General features: G+C 66.6%; 17 protein-coding genes and 1 tRNA gene. 6 read left to right on the top strand and 12 right to left on the bottom strand.

Annotation, left to right across the window (positions count from 1 at the left end):
* Nucleotides 1-134: 134 nt before the first annotated feature.
* Nucleotides 135-437 carry a hypothetical protein gene (locus tag IG75_RS0119835; protein WP_030522582.1) on the top strand — a complete coding sequence of 101 codons (303 nt, stop codon included), beginning with the start codon at nucleotides 135-137 and terminating at the stop codon, nucleotides 435-437.
* 285 nt (nucleotides 438-722) lie between these two features.
* On the opposite strand, the gene IG75_RS0119830 is transcribed toward IG75_RS0119835, so the two are convergent.
* From IG75_RS0119830 to IG75_RS0119810, 5 genes are all read right to left on the bottom strand, one after another.
* Nucleotides 723-1,034, bottom strand: a complete 312-nt coding sequence (locus IG75_RS0119830) for a hypothetical protein (protein ID WP_030522583.1) — start codon at nucleotides 1,032-1,034, stop codon at nucleotides 723-725.
* Nucleotides 1,035-1,187: 153 nt separating this feature from the next.
* Nucleotides 1,188-1,261 (bottom strand) — tRNA-Leu (locus IG75_RS0119825).
* Nucleotides 1,262-1,318: 57 nt separating this feature from the next.
* Complete coding sequence (locus tag IG75_RS0119820; protein ID WP_030522584.1) at nucleotides 1,319-1,873, bottom strand: hypothetical protein; 555 nt, start codon at nucleotides 1,871-1,873, stop codon at nucleotides 1,319-1,321.
* A gap of 5 nt (nucleotides 1,874-1,878) precedes the next feature.
* Nucleotides 1,879-3,357, bottom strand: a complete 1,479-nt coding sequence (locus IG75_RS0119815; RefSeq protein WP_030522585.1) for an amino acid permease — start codon at nucleotides 3,355-3,357, stop codon at nucleotides 1,879-1,881.
* A gap of 39 nt (nucleotides 3,358-3,396) precedes the next feature.
* Nucleotides 3,397-4,851: a peptide MFS transporter gene (locus IG75_RS0119810; protein ID WP_030522586.1), complete on the bottom strand. Its 1,455-nt coding sequence runs from the start codon at nucleotides 4,849-4,851 to the stop codon at nucleotides 3,397-3,399.
* A 283-nt stretch (nucleotides 4,852-5,134) separates the two neighbouring features.
* On the opposite strand from IG75_RS0119810, the gene IG75_RS0119800 reads away from it, so the two are divergent.
* A complete protein-coding gene (locus IG75_RS0119800) occupies nucleotides 5,135-5,830 on the top strand; it encodes an NAD(P)-dependent oxidoreductase (RefSeq protein ID WP_030522587.1) in 696 nt (231 codons plus the stop codon).
* A gap of 68 nt (nucleotides 5,831-5,898) precedes the next feature.
* Here IG75_RS0119800 and IG75_RS0119795 read toward each other — a convergent pair whose 3' ends face one another.
* The 5 genes from IG75_RS0119795 to IG75_RS0119775 form a co-directional block, all read right to left on the bottom strand.
* The gene (locus tag IG75_RS0119795) at nucleotides 5,899-6,846 is read right to left on the bottom strand and encodes a Ppx/GppA phosphatase family protein (protein ID WP_030522588.1); all 948 of its coding nucleotides are present in this window, start codon (nucleotides 6,844-6,846) and stop codon (nucleotides 5,899-5,901) included.
* Nucleotides 6,839-7,372, bottom strand: a complete 534-nt coding sequence (locus IG75_RS0119790) for a DUF501 domain-containing protein (RefSeq protein WP_030522589.1) — start codon at nucleotides 7,370-7,372, stop codon at nucleotides 6,839-6,841. The genes IG75_RS0119795 and IG75_RS0119790 overlap by 8 nt, the downstream gene beginning before the upstream one ends.
* Complete coding sequence (locus tag IG75_RS0119785; protein WP_030522590.1) at nucleotides 7,369-7,956, bottom strand: FtsB family cell division protein; 588 nt, start codon at nucleotides 7,954-7,956, stop codon at nucleotides 7,369-7,371. Before IG75_RS0119785 ends, IG75_RS0119790 begins: the two co-directional genes overlap by 4 nt.
* Before the next feature lie 5 nt (nucleotides 7,957-7,961).
* Nucleotides 7,962-9,245, bottom strand: coding sequence for a phosphopyruvate hydratase (gene eno / locus IG75_RS0119780; protein WP_030522591.1), 1,284 nt, complete (start codon nucleotides 9,243-9,245; stop codon nucleotides 7,962-7,964).
* Nucleotides 9,246-9,375: 130 nt separating this feature from the next.
* Nucleotides 9,376-10,110, bottom strand: a complete 735-nt coding sequence (locus IG75_RS0119775; protein ID WP_245713332.1) for a lytic transglycosylase domain-containing protein — start codon at nucleotides 10,108-10,110, stop codon at nucleotides 9,376-9,378.
* A gap of 206 nt (nucleotides 10,111-10,316) precedes the next feature.
* Here IG75_RS0119775 and IG75_RS0119770 point away from each other — a divergent pair, with 206 nt between their 5' ends.
* The 4 genes from IG75_RS0119770 to IG75_RS0119755 all read left to right on the top strand — a co-directional run bounded on the left by IG75_RS0119770 (nucleotide 10,317) and on the right by IG75_RS0119755 (nucleotide 15,616).
* Nucleotides 10,317-11,525, top strand: coding sequence for a DUF7373 family lipoprotein (locus IG75_RS0119770; RefSeq protein ID WP_036514490.1), 1,209 nt, complete (start codon nucleotides 10,317-10,319; stop codon nucleotides 11,523-11,525).
* Between the two features lie 9 nt (nucleotides 11,526-11,534).
* Entirely contained in the window at nucleotides 11,535-12,764 is a 1,230-nt protein-coding gene (locus IG75_RS0119765; RefSeq protein ID WP_156058984.1) for a DUF7373 family lipoprotein, read from the top strand.
* 109 nt (nucleotides 12,765-12,873) lie between these two features.
* Nucleotides 12,874-14,445, top strand: a complete 1,572-nt coding sequence (locus tag IG75_RS0119760) for a serine/threonine-protein kinase (protein WP_030522595.1) — start codon at nucleotides 12,874-12,876, stop codon at nucleotides 14,443-14,445.
* A 49-nt stretch (nucleotides 14,446-14,494) separates the two neighbouring features.
* On the top strand, nucleotides 14,495-15,616 hold the full coding sequence (locus IG75_RS0119755) for a DUF7373 family lipoprotein (RefSeq protein ID WP_030522596.1): 1,122 nt from the start codon (nucleotides 14,495-14,497) through the stop codon (nucleotides 15,614-15,616).
* A 97-nt stretch (nucleotides 15,617-15,713) separates the two neighbouring features.
* On the opposite strand, the gene IG75_RS0119750 is transcribed toward IG75_RS0119755, so the two are convergent.
* Both IG75_RS0119750 and IG75_RS0119745 read right to left on the bottom strand, forming a co-directional pair.
* On the bottom strand, nucleotides 15,714-16,004 hold the full coding sequence (locus IG75_RS0119750) for a WXG100 family type VII secretion target (RefSeq protein ID WP_030522597.1): 291 nt from the start codon (nucleotides 16,002-16,004) through the stop codon (nucleotides 15,714-15,716).
* Nucleotides 16,005-16,040: 36 nt separating this feature from the next.
* Nucleotides 16,041-16,379, bottom strand: a complete 339-nt coding sequence (locus tag IG75_RS0119745) for a WXG100 family type VII secretion target (protein ID WP_030522598.1) — start codon at nucleotides 16,377-16,379, stop codon at nucleotides 16,041-16,043.
* Nucleotides 16,380-16,457 lie beyond the last annotated feature (78 nt).

Below are 16,457 nucleotides of genomic sequence, written 5' to 3'. Positions count from 1 at the left end.
GCTTCCTCGGCGCGGGATTCATTGCGGGCAATCCAGCGAAGGAGCGACAACACGGTGGGGCATGAAGTTATCGAGCCGAAACACAGTCTGCGAACCAGCATTCGGGTGTCGGGGACCACTGTCGGGAGCCGGTCATGAAACGTGCGATCGCGCTCTTACCCACGGAGCACACGCCAGCGCAGTTCGAGGCGCTGGTCACGCGGAACGGATTGCGGGTCGTCTACACCGTCAGAACGGATACTCGCGCTGTGCTGGCGGCCTTGATCGCCACCCAGCACGCGCTCGAACACGTCGCCGAGGCGGTCGTGATCCCGCATCTGGGTTCCCTCGAACCAGACGCTCCCTGGTGGGTCATCACCACCGTGGCCGACCTGATCACAGGGACGCGGGTGTATCCATCCGAGGGCGCTTCCCGCTGCTCCGGAGGTGGGTCGTGATCTGGAGCCCGACCCTGGCTGTACTCGCTGTCATCGGAATCGCTGTCTTCGTCGTAGCCGTCACCCTGCCGGGGCCGCGGGACTGACGACGAGGCCGGTTGCACCTCGCCGCGACGAGTGCAGCCTCAACCCGTCCCAGAACCCGCCGAGACTCCGAGTGCCGGAGCAAGCCTTCGTTTGCTGTGACCTCGCCCCCAGATATTTAGCAAAAGCAACCTTCTCGGCGGATCTTGTCACCGACGCCGTGAAGTCGCTCGTTGACCGGGCGGCCGATGTCCCTCTTCGCTAGCGGTAGAAGCCACAGAAGTCCTGGGGCTGGAGGAGGCTGCCCTCGCGGGCGACACGCGCCTGCTCCTGGATCACGCACTCCTGATACTCCAACTGCCGATCCTGTTCGTAATCGTCGTTCGAACCGAAGAACGTGGCGATGAGCAACAGCAACACCAAGACCACCATGATTACGTCGGCACGTACCCGCCGGGTCGGCGCTTCGGCCGAGGTTATCGGCCCGTCGGCCGAGGTTGCCGAGTCCGTTTGGTGGGAGTGAATGTCTCCGCCGACGGCGTGATCGAACTTTTCGAAGTCATCGGTCACCATGGATTCCCGTCTCGCTGATTCCGCTCTGCGGGACGAAATATGGCGGGCTCGACCTGGAAAATCATTAACAGAACCTTGCGAAGGCCGGAGCAGATGCCCTGTCCTCGGACACCCCGACCCTTAGGACATAGTGTCCGACCTGCGGCGCGGCAGTGCCCCCAGTGGGACTCGAACCCACACTTGGCGGATTTTAAGTCCGCTGCCTCTGCCAATTGGGCTATGGGGGCGTGCGGACCACACACTACCGACTCGTACACCCGTACCGGAATACCCGTGAGTGGGAGTCACACTGTGGGATCTGTCTGAATCGCCTGACATGCCTCCACCAGCACGTCTGCTGCCAGCAAACCGGACTCCTCCGCCGCCTCGCGCACTTCGTCGGATAATTCGTAGTCCGTGGTCACCGCCAGCAACGCCAGCTGCAGGGCTTCGCCCAGCTGACCGAGCCGGCGGGCGATCACCAGTTCGTCCATCTCGGTGCCCATGTTCTCCCAGCCCACCGGCTGCACCCCGTCGATGCGGTAGCGGCGCAGGGTGTCTTCTCCGAGGACCTTCATGAAATCCACCGCCGAGGCCATACAGCGGTTGTTGGCGACCCGGTACTCGGTGCGGTCGGCGATTTTCTCGATGAGGACCGCGACGATGGTCGCGGCGGTGAACATGCCGTCACACACCCGGGCGGGCGCGGCTTCGGGCGGGCCCGGCGGGGCGGTGGCCAGACCGGTGGTCACCGCGTCGATCCATTCGACCACCAGGTCCGTGCCGGACGCGTCGTCCCGGACCGGCAGGTGTAGGGGCTGTATCTCCCGGCGCCGGAACCACCGCCACGATAGACCCATCGCGCTCACTCCTGTTCGGAAGCGGACCTACCGACCAGCGAATGCCGTCGGCCGTATGCGAAGTACATCACCAAACCGAGCAGCATCCAGACTACGAAACGCAGCCAGGTTTCGACCGAAAGATTCACCATGAGCCACAGGCAGGACAGGACCGCCAGGATGGGCACGAAGGGCACCAGTGGCACCTTGAAGCCGCGCGGCAGGTCGGGCCGGGTGCGACGCAGGACGACGACCCCGATGGAGACCAGCAGGAAGGCGAAGAGGGTGCCGATGTTCACCATCTCCTCGAGGGTTCCGAACTTCACGAAACCGGCGAGGATCGCGCACACCACCCCGACGATCACAGTGATCCGCACCGGCGTGCCACGATCCCCGGTGCGGGCGAGGCCCCGCGGGACCAGACCGTCGCGAGACATCGCGAACAGCACCCGGGTCTGGCCGAGCAGCATCACCATGACCACGGTCGTCAGACCGGCCAGTGCACCGATGGAAATGATGTTCTTCGCCCAGGTCGCTCCGTTCAGCGCGAAGGCGGTCGCCAGCGTGGCGTTGTCGCCCGCCAGATCGGTGTAGGGAACCATGCCGGTGAGCACGATGGTGACCGCGACGTACAGGATGGTGACCACGATCAGCGAGCCGAGGATGCCGCGCGGCAGATCCCGCTGCGGGTTCTTGGTCTCCTCGGCGGCGGTGGCGACCACATCGAAGCCGATGAACGCGAAGAACACGAGGCTGGCCGCGGCCAGCAGGCCGTACCAGCCGAAGGTGCTGTTACCCGCCCCGGTCACCCAGGAGAACAGGGACTGTGTCAGGCCCTGACCGCCCTCGCCCGGGACCGACTCGGGAATGAACGGGGTCAGGTTGGCCGAGTCGAAGAAGCTCAGGCCGACCACGATCACCAGCAGGATCACCCCGACCTTGATGGCCACGGCGATCATGGAGACACGCGAGGACAGTTTGGTTCCCAGTGCCAGCAGCGTGGTGAGCACGGCGATGAGCAGGACCGCGCCCCAGTCGAAGGTGACTCCGCCTATCTCCACCACGGCGGCCCCCCGGTCGAATACCTGGCCGAGATACTGGGACCAGCCCTTGGAGACCACCGCGGCCGCGAGCGCGAACTCCAGCAGCAGGTCCCAGCCGATGATCCAGGCCGCGAGTTCACCGAAGGTCGCATAGGAGAAGGTGTAGGCGCTGCCCGCGACCGGGACGGTGGAGGCGAACTCCGCGTAGCACAGCGCGGTGAGCCCGCAGGCGATCGCGGCGAAGACGAAGGCCAGCGATACCGCGGGCCCGGCGACGTTACCGGCGGTGCGGGCGGTGAGGGTGAAGATACCGGCGCCGATCACGACGGCGACACCGAAGACCCCCAGATCCCACGAGGTGAGTTCCTTGCGGAGTTTCTTCCCGGGTTCGTCGGTATCGCGGATCGACTGCTCCACGCTCTTGGTGCGGAACAGCGAGTTGCGGCTGGTCGGCGTCGTCACTGCGGCCTCCTGGTGATTCCGGCGCGAGTACCGGGAACGCTAGTGCACTCCCGCCATATGACGGGTTATCCACGACGACAGTCCGGCAATCACCGCGCCCGCGGCGATTGCCACCAGACCGGTGATCCCGAAGTAGGCGAACTCGTCGTCCGGTGAATAGAAACGCGCCAGCACTCCCGACAAGGTGGTACCCAGTGCGATCGACAGGAAATAGAGCGCCATCATCTGCGCCCGGAAATGTTCGGGGGCGAGCTGGGTGCTGACCGCGAGGCCGATCGGGGAGATCAGCAGTTCGGAGACGGCGAACACCGCCATGATGAACAGCACGGCCAGCGCCGGCACCGAGCGGCCGGAAGTCCCGGCCAATGGCACGAACAGCAGAAACGCCGTCCCCATCCCGACCACGCCGAGCGCGAACTTGCGCGGGGTGGTCGGTGCCCGGTCCCCGAGTGTGGTCCACAGTGCGGCGAACAGCGGCGAGAGCGCGATGATCCACACCGGCTCCACCGAACCGATCCAGTTCGAGGGGGCGGTCCAGCCGAAAATATTCCAGTTCATCCGTTCGTCGGAGTACACGGCGAGCACGGTGAAGATCTGCTGGAACAGGGCCCAGAACACCACGTTGGCCAGGAACAGCGGAACGAAGGCCCGCACCCGGGTGCGCTCCAATGGGCTCACCCGGCGATGGGTGAGCAGGACGGCGAAGTACGCGGCGGCGGCGATGACGATGAGCGCGGTGGTGACATCGGGCAGGTTGTCCACGGTGACCAGTCCGGTCACCAGCACCAGCACGATCACCAGGATCGCAGCCACGACCACCGCGGCGAGCGGCCCGTAGGCGCGGCGCGGCAGCGGATCGGCGGGCTCGCGTCCGGCGGTGCCGAGGTTGCGGCGGAACACCACGTACTGGATCAGTCCCAGCGCCATCCCGACCGCGGCCGCCCCGAAGCCGGCGTGGAAACCCCACTCCTCCTGCAGCAGCCCGGTGAGCAGCGGGCCGACGAAGGCACCGAGATTGATCCCCAGATAGAAGAGTGTGAACCCGCCGTCGACCCGCGGATCACCCTTCGGATAAAGGGTGCCCAGCAGCGCCGACGCGTTCGATTTCAACGCGCCACTGCCCAGCGCCACCAGCACCAGGCCCACGCCCACACCGGTGAGGCCCGGAATCAGCGCCAGTGCGATATGCCCGGCCATCACCACGACGCCGCCGTAGAAGACGGTCCGCTCCATCCCGATCAGCCGGTCCGACACCCAGCCGCCGATGATCGTGGAGAGATAGACCAGACCGCCGTAGGCACCGACCAGACCGACGGCGACATCCTGATCCATCCCGAGACCGCCGTCGGTGGCCGAGTAGTACAGGTAGTAGCCGAGGATGGTGAGCATCCCGTAGAAGGAGAAACGCTCCCACAGTTCGACACCGAACAGGTTGACGAGCCCGACCGGGTGACCGAAAAAGGTGCGCTCGGCGACGTCTGGCACTTCGGACATCCTCAGACTGTCCCATGCACCCGGCCCGGCCCGTGGCATACCGGACCGAACCGATACCGCAGCTTCACGAACGCGCGCGGCGATCACGTTCCGGCGTCCAGTTCATGGCACACATCACACAGCCGACCCTGTGACGGGGGCCCGGTGGCCGGCGTCTTATCGCTGTCCGACCGGACAGAGCGGTCACGCAGGCCGCCCGTCCGATCGCCGGGAGCCCAGTGCGCTGCGCACAGCTTCGCTATCCGGCGATCGGGAATGCAGTAGACAAGGAAGGGAAATTATCGTGCGGATCGTAATTTTCGGAGCGAACGGACCCACCGGCCGCCTGCTCACCGGCCGGGCACTCGCCGCCGGACATCACGTCGCAGCGGTTACCCGGCGACCGGAATCGTTTCCGCTGGAACACGATCGACTCGACGTGGTCGGTGCCGACGTGCTCGACCCGGCCGCCGTCGACGCGGTGCTGGCGAACCGGGACGCGGTGCTGTCGACCCTCGGGGTCCCGCCCGGAAAGAGTGCGATAGACACCTATTCACGCGGTGTGGCACATATCGTCGCCGCGATGGCACGGCATCGAGTGCGACGGCTGGTCGCGGTCAGTTCGAGCGGGGTGGATCCGCGCCCGTACTCCGAGGGCGGATTTCTTTTCAACCGGGTGCTACTGCCCTACGTCACCCGGGTGCTGGGCAGAACGCTGTACGACGATATGCGGCGGATGGAGGCACTGATCCGCGATTCCGGTCTGGACTGGACCATCGTGCGACCGAGCGGACTCTTCCACCTGCCGTCGAGCACCGACTACTCCATCGTCGAGGGCCACGCCGACGGGAGATTCACCGCCCGTGCGGACCTGGCCGCCGGGATGCTGGCTCTGGCGGGCGACGACCGCTACCTGCGTACCACGGTCGGCCTGGTCACCACCGTCGGCAACCCCACTCTGCTCCAGTGGTTCCGCCGTGAAGCGTTCGCCGGGCACTGAGCGCTGATTCGCTCTGTCCACCGCAGCGCAATCGCAGTGGTACCCGCCGCCACCGGGCGCCCGCCCGGTCAAGCGATGGACAGGGCGATCCCGTCCAGGATGTCGTGCTCGCTGACGACCAATTCGCTGATCCCGGCCCGCCGGGCCAGTTCCGCCGCCAGCACCTCGGTGATCACCGCCCCGCCGCCGATGACGTCGACGCGGCCCGGGTGCATCGGCCCCAGCGCCGCGCGCTCGTCATGGTCCATCCCGATCAGCCGATCACAGACGGCGGTCAACTCCGGCAGGGTGATCCGCGCCAGATGGGTCCTCGCCGAATCGTATTCCGGCAGATCCAGCGCGACGGCGGCGAGCGTGGTCATGGTGCCCGCCACCCCGACCCAGGTATGCGCACCGTCCACCGGGACGTGGGTGAAGGCCTCGGTGAGCCTTTCGGTCGCGAATTCCCGGGCCGCGGCCACTTCCGCCGCCTCGGGCGGATTCCCCCGCAGGCACCGCTCGGTGACCCGCACGCAGCCGATATCGGCGGAGAAAGCCGCCCGGACCCCACTGCTGTCCCCGACCACGAGTTCGGTGGAGCCACCGCCCAGGTCGACCACGACGAACGGCCCGTCCGCCGCCGCCAGTTCACCGACCGCGCCGGTGAACGACAGCCGCGCCTCCTCGTCACCGGTGATCACCTCGGCCGTCGCGCCCGGTACCACCCGGCCGAGTTCGGCCCGGGTCATCGCGAAGAAATCCTCCCGGTTCGACGCGTCGCGGGTGGCGGAGGTGGCGACCATCCGGACCCGGCTCACCCCGTGCTCGAGCATGAGCGTCACATAGTCGGCCAGCGCCACGCGGGTACGTTCGATCGCCTCCGGGTTCAACCGCCCCGTCGCGTCGACCCCCTTACCGAGCCGCACGATCCGCATTTCCCGGTGCACATCGGTCAGGATCGAATCCGCGCCGATATCGGCGATCAGCAGTCGGATCGAATTGGTGCCGCAGTCCACGGCAGCGACCCGGTCAGTCATCAGCGCCTCTTTCGTCTTCCGTCACCACGTATTCCGGCCAGTCCGCCGGGATCGCACTGCCGCGCAGGCCGTTCGCCGCCGCCAGCGCCACTGCCTCGTCACCGAGCGGATTGACACCGGGGCCCTTGGCCAGCGCGTGCGCGATCAGCACATGCAGGCATTTCACCCGGTCCGGCATACCGCCGCCGCTGAAACCGGTGCCCAGCGACTCGATCTCGTCGCGTTCGGCCAGATAGCTCTCGTGCGCGGCGCGATAGGCCGCGGCGAGTTCGGTATCGCGGCCGAGCCGGTCGGTCATCCCCTTCATCACGCCCGCGGACTCCAACCGGCTGGCCTCCGCGGTCAATCGGGGGTCGGTGAGGTAGTAGAGGGTGGGGAACGGGGTGCCATCCGGCAGTCTCGGCGCCGTCTTGACCACCGCGGGCAGCCCGTCGGGCGTCCGGTAGGCGACGGCGAGCACCCCGCGCGGTTCGCGGCCCAGCTGTTCGGCGACGATCTGCAGATCTCGGTCGTCGGGTGTACTCACCTGGGTCCTTCCGGCTGCGGCGCGGGTGTTTCGGTTTCGGGGGGCGGTTCGGAGATGCTCCGCCACAGATCCGTGTACCACGGATCGGGTTCGTGCCGGGGGGCCTGCGGATCCGGGATCGCCGGCACTTCGATCCCCGGAACCTGCACGATATAGGGAGTTTCACCCGGCATCACCAGACGCAACCGGTCGCGCGCCTCGGAGCGGATATAGGCCGGGTCCTCCTGCTGGGCGCGGCGATCCTTCAGCCGGTCGATATCGTCCTCCAGCGTCCGGCGTTCGGCCGCGAGCTGATCGGCCTCGGCGCGCTGGGTGAAATAGGTGCGCATGGGGACGGCCAGCGTCATCGCCAGCGCGCACACCACCATCGCCAGGATGATCGCCTTACCCGCGGACAACCCCAGGATGGTCCGTTCCGACCAGTCCCGCGCACCGTCCGCGCCGGCTCTGGCCCGGCGGGTGGTGCGCCGCACCCGCTCCGCGCCGCCGTGCACTTCGGCGGCGGGGCGGCGCGACGGCGCGCGCGACGTGCGGCGGTCGCCCCGTCCCGCGGGACTGGTACCGCGCGCACGCCGCTCCGACATCTACCTCAGTCCTCGAAGGTGAACCGCGGGAAGGCCACGTCGCCGGCGTAGCGCGCCGAATCGCCGAGCGCGTCCTCGATCCGCAGCAGCTGGTTGTACTTCGCCACCCGCTCGCTGCGCGCAGGGGCACCGGTCTTGATCTGGCCGCTGCCCACCGCGACCGCGAGATCGGCGATGGTGGTGTCCTCGGTTTCGCCCGACCGGTGCGACATCATGGTCTTGTACCCGTTGCGGTGCGCCAGTTCGACGGCGTCCAGGGTCTCGGTCAGGGTGCCGATCTGGTTCACCTTCACCAGCAGCGCGTTGGCCGCGCCCCTGGCGATACCGTCCTCGAGACGTTCGGGGTTGGTGACGAACAGGTCGTCGCCGACCAGCTGCACCTTGTCGCCGATCTCGTCGGTGAGCGCGACCCAGCCGTCCCAGTCGTCCTCCGACAGCGGATCCTCGATCGACACCAGCGGGTAGGCGGCCCGCAGTTCGGCGTAGAACTTCGCCATCTCGGAGGCCGAGCGCGCCGACCCCTCGAACTGGTAGGCACCATCCTTGTAGAACTCGGTCGCCGCGACATCCAGCGCAAGCGCCACATCCCGACCCAGCTTCAGCCCGGTCTTACCGATCGCGACGCTGATCAGGTCCAGCGCTTCCTTGGTGCCGGCGACGTCGGGCGCGAACCCGCCCTCGTCACCCAGCCCGGTGGCCAGGCCCTTCTCCTTCAGCACCGCCTTGAGCGCGTGGTAGACCTCCGCGCCCCAGCGCAGCGATTCCTTGAACGTCGGCGCGCCGATCGGCGCCACCATGAACTCCTGCACATCCACCCCGGTATCGGCGTGCGCGCCGCCGTTGAGGATGTTCATCATGGGCACCGGCAGCACATGGGCGTTCGGTCCGCCGAGATAGCGGAACAGTTCCAGACCCGAGGACTCCGCGGCCGCCCGCGCCACCGCCAGGGAGACACCCAGCAGCGCGTTGGCGCCGAGGCGCGATTTGTCCGGGGTCCCGTCGAGGTCGAGCAGCGCCTGGTCGACGGTGCGCTGTTCGACGGCGTCCAGGCCGATCACGGCCGGAGCGATCTCGTCGAGCACCCCCTCGACGGCTTTCTGCACGCCCTTGCCGTTGTAGCGATCCCCGCCGTCGCGGAGTTCCACGGCCTCGTGCTCGCCGGTGGAGGCACCGGAGGGCACCGCGGCGCGGGTCAGGGTGCCGTCGTCGAGGGCGATCTCGACCTCGACGGTGGGGTTACCGCGCGAATCCAGGATCTCGCGAGCTCCGACCTGTTCGATGATGGCCACGAAAACAACACTCCTTCGGCTGGTGGCACGGTAGTTATCGGGACGAGCCGTGCGATTGCGAGCCTAATAGGCCCGGTTGCGGCCAGTCCATCCGCCGCCCCGCAGCACCCGCCGCAGTTCCGGCGCCACCTCAGACGCGCCGGCCGACGCTGTATGCCGCGGCCCGATCACGGACCACTTTCATATAGCTCTCCGACCTGTTGTAGGTGAACAGCGCCCGGCTCCACCCCTCGGCAGTGCCCAGGGCGCCGCCGCTCACGCACAGATACCTCGCCGCGGTGAGCGCCGCGTCATCGATACTGTGCGGATCGGCGACCCCGTCGCCATTGGCGTCCACTCCCCACCTGCGCCAGGTCTCCGGGATGAACTGCATCGGCCCGACCGCCCGATCGAACACCCGGTCCCCGTCGAGCACACCCCCGTCGGTATCCCTGATCTCCGCCACCCCAGGCGCCCCGTCCAGCGGAATCCCGATGATCGACGGCTCCACCAGACCGTCGTCGCGCACCTCGGCCCCGCGGTGCCGGCCGTGATCGCTCTCCACACTCCCGATCCCCGCCAGCGTCGTCCAGCCGATCCCGCACTCCGGCCGCGCCCGCGCCATCACCGCCGCCGCGTACCCGTACGCCTCGAGTGCGGCCACCGGCATATCCAGCGCACCGGCGTGCTCGGCCGCCCACGCATTCAGTTGCGCGGCGGACCGGCCGGGGGCATCGATATCGATCACGGGTACCGGGACGCCGGGCCCGGGCGGGATCCCCTCGGGGATGGGCACCAAATCCTCGCCGGCCCCACACCCGGTCAGCACCAGGGCAACCAACGAAGCGGCGACGAGGCCGAACCTGCGGAAACGCACACCATCCATCATCCAGACGGACGGGTCCGCGAAACCCCGTGACAGGGGTGGAACGGCACAGATCACAGTCTCCGGAGCAGCGGTCGCCCGGCTGTCCCGACACCGGGCCCTGCCTCGCCCCACTGCTGGTCGGCCCGATCGCTCACACGTAACCCGTTGAGCCGCCCCACCGTGCAGTACGATTCCGCAGGATCGCGATTCGTGAGGGGGCCGCAATGCACCGACCGGGGCGGGCTGTGCTGCGCGGAATCTGCGCCACGCTGACGGCCGGGCTGCTGGTGACGACGCTCGCGAGCTGCGGTTCGGTGGTAGCCGGTGAGGCGGTCCGTGCCGAACCGGACCTGTCGGGACTCGACGTGGGGAACTATCCGACCGAACCCGTCACGTTCGGCACGGCGGAAGACAACGAAGCCGCTCGATACCGAGAAGGCCAGCGACTGGGTGATTTCGTGGCTCTCCCGTTCGAAATCGATCCGAGCTATGTGAACCGGGTCGCGGGCACGGGCGGACCTGTCGTACTGGATCGCCGGGACATGCAGTCTCTGGTCATCAACGACACCTTCGACGAAGTCGCCGCGGATCTGATCACGGGCTGGGTCCATACCTGGTCGACCGGCGGGGATCCGGGAAACACCCAACAGCTCAGTATCGCCGTTCTGATGTTCCCCGACCCGGCCACTGCCGGCTCCGTCGCCGGCAGGCTGGAATACGACGACTTCACCTTCAATACCGACAATCGTCCGGTACAGCTGCCGAACTATCCGCAAGCGAAGGCCCACTGGCGACCCGGGCACGCATCGTTGGGAAGCTGGACCGCCCACGACCGCTACGTCGTCTTCGTCAAGTACGACGACCGGGCCGAAAAGGCCGACTTGGCGGCACTGGTACAGCGCACCGAATCCGTGCTCGCTGTTCAGCTGCCCTTGCTCGGTGAGTTCGAGCCCACCCCGGCGGAACAGCTGAACGAGATCGCCCTCGATCCGGACGGCGTACTGGCCCTCGCCCTTCCGAAGAGCCCGCAGATGGTCGCGATGTACGGCCCACCGGACGCATTCCACGGCCGCGGTGCGGTGTACGCCCTGAGCGGGATAACGGACCTGCGGTTCCTCGATTCCGGCCAGGTCACCGATATCGCGCTGGGCGAATCGGTGGTCATGCGCAGCAAGACCGCGCAGGGAGCTCGAGCGTTGTGGGACGAATTCCGGCCCGATTCGGACGAAGCGGCGGGCAGCCGGATGATCGAGGCGCCCGAGGGAATCGACGGACAGGTCGCGTGCTTCAACAGGGAGGTGGCCGCACATATGAATCCCTCGGCTTTCTGCGTACTCCAGACGGGAAGATATTTCGCGCAGGTCGAGGGCGGCCAGATCCAGGATCTTCATCAGAAGACCTCGGCGCAGTACGCCCTGCTCCTGGGTGGATAGGGGGAAGAGTTGCGGATATCGGACACGCACAGTCCCACCGGACCCGGTAGGCGAATACTGCTGGCGCTCCTCGCACTTGCCGCGGCTGTGGCGAGTACCGCCTGCGGATCCACGATCACCGGCCGGGCAGCCCCCGGCGCCACACCGGCGGACCTGGGAAAACTCGATGTCGGGTTGTTCCCGACCGAACCGGTGGCATTCGAAATGGATATCACCACGGACGCGGATGTGTACTCGCTCGAGGCGCGGCGGATGCTCGGTTTCCTGATCTCACCGCACGACGTGGACCCGGAACTTCGCTACCTGAACGAGACCCAGCTGGCCCTTCCCGGCACTACGCCCTCCCTGCTGCCGCCGGATTTCACGCCGATCTCGGAGAAGAACTACCTGGTCGCGGGTGCGGTGACCGCGCGCGGCAACAACAATCCGCGCACTCCACAGGAGGGTACCGTCGCACTGCTGAGATTCGGCAACGACGAGTACGCCCGGGTGGCCGCTGCCGAGTTCAGCGCGGCCATGGACAAGATCGCCCCTGGCCGCGAGAAGCTTCCGATACCGGGACACGAGGACGCCCACGCCGGCCGCGTGCCGACCCGCGATCGCGCGCAGGTCTTCGCCGCCTCGGGTCCCTACGTCGTGGCCGGCTCGATCTCCGCCCCCGTCGATCGCGCAGATCGGCTGGCCGATCAGTTGAAAACCCTTCTCGACCTGCAGTTTGCGGCAATAAGGGAGCTGACACCCACGCCGCCCGACGATATCCTCGACCTTCCCGTCGACCCGGAGGGGATCATGAGCACCGCGCTGGCGCCGGAGTACGCGGGCAGTGCGGCGTACAACGAATTGGCCGGCGCCTACTCCCCCGCGGCCCATATCCACTTCGAGAACGACGCCGATCAGGTACCCGACTACGCGAGATACGGGGTGGACCTGGTCGCGCGCAACGACGCCACGGTCTATCGCACGGCATCTGCCGAACAGGCATTCGCCTTGCAGACGGCACTGTCCCGGCCGGCCGAATACGACGAGGAGATCCCGGGTCCACCGGGCCTCGTCGACGCCCGGTGCGTCCAACGAGGCTCCACCGCGGTCATGTCCGACCGGTTCTTCTGCGTCACCGTGTACGAGCGTTATGTGGCCGTGGTCGGTTCCTATGGACTCGGCGATCTCCCGGCGCCGGAGTTGTACCAGGCCACGGCCGCCCAGTACGCCGTACTCGCAAACAGCAGGGAGCCCGGATGAGCCGGCGCTGCCCCGAGGCCGAGTCGGTGCCGGACGGGACGCTCTCCGCCCGTGGGCCGGAGCGACGACAGCACGCCCGGTGGGCGGTCGTATGGACGAGGAGGAACGAATGGTGTTGCCGCCCGGTGCCGTTGTCGGCGGCTATCGACTGACTCGGCTGCTCGGCAGTGGCGGGATGGGCGCGGTCTACCTGGGACAGCATCCCAGCCTGCCGCGCCAGGACGCGATCAAGATCCTCGACGAGGACCTGTCCGGTGATCCCGAGTTCCGGGCTCGATTCGAGCGTGAGGGTGATCTTGCCGCAGGTCTGGATCACCCAAATATCGTCCCGGTCTACAACCGCGGCGAAGAAGGCGGACGGCTCTGGATCGCGATGAAGTTCGTCCCGGGTACCGACGCGTCCGAGGAGGCCAAGAACGGCCCGGCCGTCATGACCCCGAGTCGAGCGCTGCACATCATCTCCGGAGTGGGCAGGGGGCTCGACTACGCGCACCGCAGGCGCCTACTGCATCGCGACGTCAAGCCTGCGAACTTTCTGCTCTCCAACGCGCCCGACGATGACGAGGAACGGGTGCTGCTCACCGATTTCGGTGTCGCCAAGTCGGTCGAGGACAGCCGGAATCTGACAGCCACCGGAAAATTCATGGCGACAGTGGCCTATGCGTCACCGGAACAACTACTCGGCCACCACCTCGACCACCGCTCCGATATCTACAGTCTCGGCTGCTCGTTCTACCGATTGCTGGCCGGCCAGAATCCGTACCCCTCCACTGTTCCGGCGGTGGTCATGATGGGGCATTTGAACGAGCCGCCACCTCGGATATCGGCGATCCGGCCGGACCTACCGCAGGCCCTCGACCACGTTTTCGCCCGCGTACTGGCGAAGAATCCCGGGGACCGGTACGGCACCTGCCGCGAACTGGTCGCCGACGCGGAAGCGGCCTTTGCCGGTAGTGGCCCGCCCTTCGTCGCTTCCGTAGACGGGTTCGGAGCGACCAAACCGGTGGTCCCCGCGCCGCAGGCAGCTCATGCCGGATACACGCCCACCGGCGGCCTGCATCTGCCACCCGGGCAGGACACCATCGTGACGGAGCCTCGTGGCGGCTACGCAGCCGGGTTTCCCGACTCGAAGTCCGGGGGCGGCCGGTTGCGCCGAATCCTGGTATCGGCTTCCGTCGCCGCCGTCGTGCTACTGGCCGTGGCGGTCGGGACCTATTTCATCTCCGATGCGGGACCTGGATCGGCCGGTGGACCCGACCTGGCGCAGGTTCGCTCCGACCACCCGCAGTTCTCCGGTAAGACCGTCGCCGCATTCAACTACGGGAACTCCCTGTTCTCGATCGCCCTGGACGGATCGCCTCAGGCGAACTTCCTTCGCGACATAGGTTTTCGCTACAGCGACGCCTACCGCCCCTATCGAAACGAAGAATCACCACGCAAATTGTCGCCGACCGGTTTCACCATGCCGGAAGGGCTGGATGTCATCGTGGTCACCCGGTCCGACACCACCGCCGGGAACGGTGGGCTCGGGGGCCTGCCCGTCGCATTCCTGAACGCGACCGCGAAAATCGTCGTCGTCGACGATATATCCACCGTTCAGGCGTTCCAGGTGTGGACCGAACAGTCACCGGGCACTCTGACGGACGAAATGGTGCCCGCCATAGCCGAGGTCGTGGGTTGACCACGAGGGGGGACCGATGAGGACATTACCGAGGCGCCTGAGGTATGCCGTGGGCGTTGTGGCCACAGTGCTGGCGGCGGGTTGCGGCCCCGGGGCGAACGGCGCGGATCCCGCCGTGGACGTCGCCGCGTTGCAAACCGGCAATTACCGCACGACCCCGCGGTCGCCGGAGGAAGTGCGAACATCGGCGAATATCGATATCCAGGAAGCATTGCGGCTGGGCGAACACGTAGCACTGATCATGGAGACCGGCCCGAAGCTGGTCTTCACCCGGATCGCACATCAGCAACGGATATTCACCCGCACCGACCCGCCACGGATCGTCGACAACTTCTCCGCCGCAGCACCGGGATTCATCGCCGGTTGGGAGACGATAGGGCAACGACGGGAAGACGAACTCCACGGACGTTCCGTCGACCTCACCGTCATGCGGTTCTCGACACCGGAGTCGGCGGCACAGGCGGCCCGGGCACTCGCCGACGGCTTGTGGCACAGCCGGTACCCGCCCGTCGGCACAATTCCGATTCCCGGCTACACCGATGCGTTCGGGCAGGCCCGCGCCCACGGAGCGGTTTCGGCCGCCGTCGCTCGGAACGAATTCGTATTGTGGACCTATATCGGTGGCGGCGTGGACATTCCCCCGGATCAGACCGCCCTCACCGGCCTTGCCGCCGAGGTTTTCGATACACAGTTCGAGCGGCTGCGGAATTACGAACCGACGCCGGAGGCAGAACTCGCCGATCTCCCGGTCGATCGGGACGGATTACTGAGCTATACACTGCCCGCCCCGGACGGCACCGCCGAAGCGGTGATGAGCGCGAATACGGCTCTGCATCTACTCCAGCGGCCCGACCTCACGAAGCGCGCATTCGACGATGCGCGGGTCGATCTGGTCGTACACGGCGAACCGGAAATCTATCGAGCGGGCGACGAACCAGCGGCGGACCGCTTACACGCGTATTTCGTCGACCGGCTCGAGCCGGAGTATCGGGCCGTCGACAGTCCTCCCGGAATGCCGGAGGCCCACTGTGCAGAAGACCCGGACTCGACCGGATCGCTGAAATGTCTTTTCACCGCGGGCCGTTACTCGGTGATCATGAACGGCACTCAGATCCAGGATCTTCATCAAAAGGTGTCGGCGCAGTACAAGCTGCTCGAACAAGTGCCCTGACATAAAGGTTGTGCCCCGAGCGCTTTTCACTCGGGGCACAACCGGAAAACGATGGAACGAGGAATTTCGGCATACCCGAAACCTCTCGTGCCGCTGTTCACATCCAGCGGGCAGCGTTCGTCTTATCGGTGGTGGACATATCGATCGCACCGTCCCGGACGATGTCGGAAAGCCGCTGCATGATGTCCAGCAGGGCGATATGCGCGTCGTCCCAGCGCTTCTGCTTGGCGCTGTAGGCGACCTGGGCTTCACCACCCCACTGGGCGACCAGACCGTTGACGTAACCCTGCAGCTCGTCGTGGGTTTCCTGAAGCCGGCCCCGCGAGGTATTCAGGTCCCCCGACAGCGTCATCAGCTGGGCTTCGGAATAGGAAATCGCATCTGACATTGTGTCTCCTTGTGGCTATGAGTCGGAAGGCGGGACCTAGATATTCAGGCTGGAGCCCGAACCCAGATCTCCGGACGCACCCGCGGCATTGATGGCGTCCTGGTTCGCCTGCTCGGTCGCCGTGTAGCCCTTACCGTTCTCACGAATCAGACCGGCGATCTCCACCAGGACATCGTTCAGCTTCTTCGACTGAAGGTCGTAGTCGTCCATGACCTTCCGGAAGGTGCCGGCAGCGGAGCCCTTCCAGTTCCCCTGTGTGCCCGCAACCAGATTGCGGACATTTCCGAGCTCGCTGACCAACGCACCGTTCACGGTCTCGACATGCTTGGCCGCTGTCTCCATCGCCGCAAAATCGGTAGTGACTTCGCCCGCCATGGGTCCTCCTTTTCAAGAGTTCGGATCCGGACCCCCTGCGTCCGCAAACGGTCCGAACTTGCCTTCATGATGATTGGA

The sequence above is a fragment of the Nocardia rhamnosiphila NBRC 108938 genome, assembly GCF_000720425.1.
Taxonomy (GTDB): Bacteria; Actinomycetota; Actinomycetes; order Mycobacteriales; family Mycobacteriaceae; genus Nocardia; species Nocardia rhamnosiphila.
Note: the sequence above shows the minus strand (reverse complement) of the source record. Positions and strands in the feature narration are given on the sequence as shown.

Excerpts from the sequence above, each read along its gene's own strand:
- IG75_RS0119835 (WP_030522582.1), top strand. The coding sequence starts at position 135 with ATGAAACGTGCGATCGCGCTCTTACCCACGGAGCACACGCCAGCGCAG.
- IG75_RS0119830 (WP_030522583.1), bottom strand. The coding sequence starts at position 1,034 with ATGGTGACCGATGACTTCGAAAAGTTCGATCACGCCGTCGGCGGAGAC.
- IG75_RS0119820 (WP_030522584.1), bottom strand. The coding sequence starts at position 1,873 with ATGGGTCTATCGTGGCGGTGGTTCCGGCGCCGGGAGATACAGCCCCTA.
- IG75_RS0119810 (WP_030522586.1), bottom strand. The coding sequence starts at position 4,851 with ATGTCCGAAGTGCCAGACGTCGCCGAGCGCACCTTTTTCGGTCACCCG.
- IG75_RS0119795 (WP_030522588.1), bottom strand. The coding sequence starts at position 6,846 with ATGACTGACCGGGTCGCTGCCGTGGACTGCGGCACCAATTCGATCCGA.
- IG75_RS0119785 (WP_030522590.1), bottom strand. The coding sequence starts at position 7,956 with ATGTCGGAGCGGCGTGCGCGCGGTACCAGTCCCGCGGGACGGGGCGAC.
- IG75_RS0119775 (WP_245713332.1), bottom strand. The coding sequence starts at position 10,110 with ATGGATGGTGTGCGTTTCCGCAGGTTCGGCCTCGTCGCCGCTTCGTTG.
- IG75_RS0119770 (WP_036514490.1), top strand. The coding sequence starts at position 10,317 with ATGCACCGACCGGGGCGGGCTGTGCTGCGCGGAATCTGCGCCACGCTG.
- IG75_RS0119760 (WP_030522595.1), top strand. The coding sequence starts at position 12,874 with ATGGTGTTGCCGCCCGGTGCCGTTGTCGGCGGCTATCGACTGACTCGG.
- IG75_RS0119750 (WP_030522597.1), bottom strand. The coding sequence starts at position 16,004 with ATGTCAGATGCGATTTCCTATTCCGAAGCCCAGCTGATGACGCTGTCG.
- IG75_RS0119745 (WP_030522598.1), bottom strand. The coding sequence starts at position 16,379 with ATGGCGGGCGAAGTCACTACCGATTTTGCGGCGATGGAGACAGCGGCC.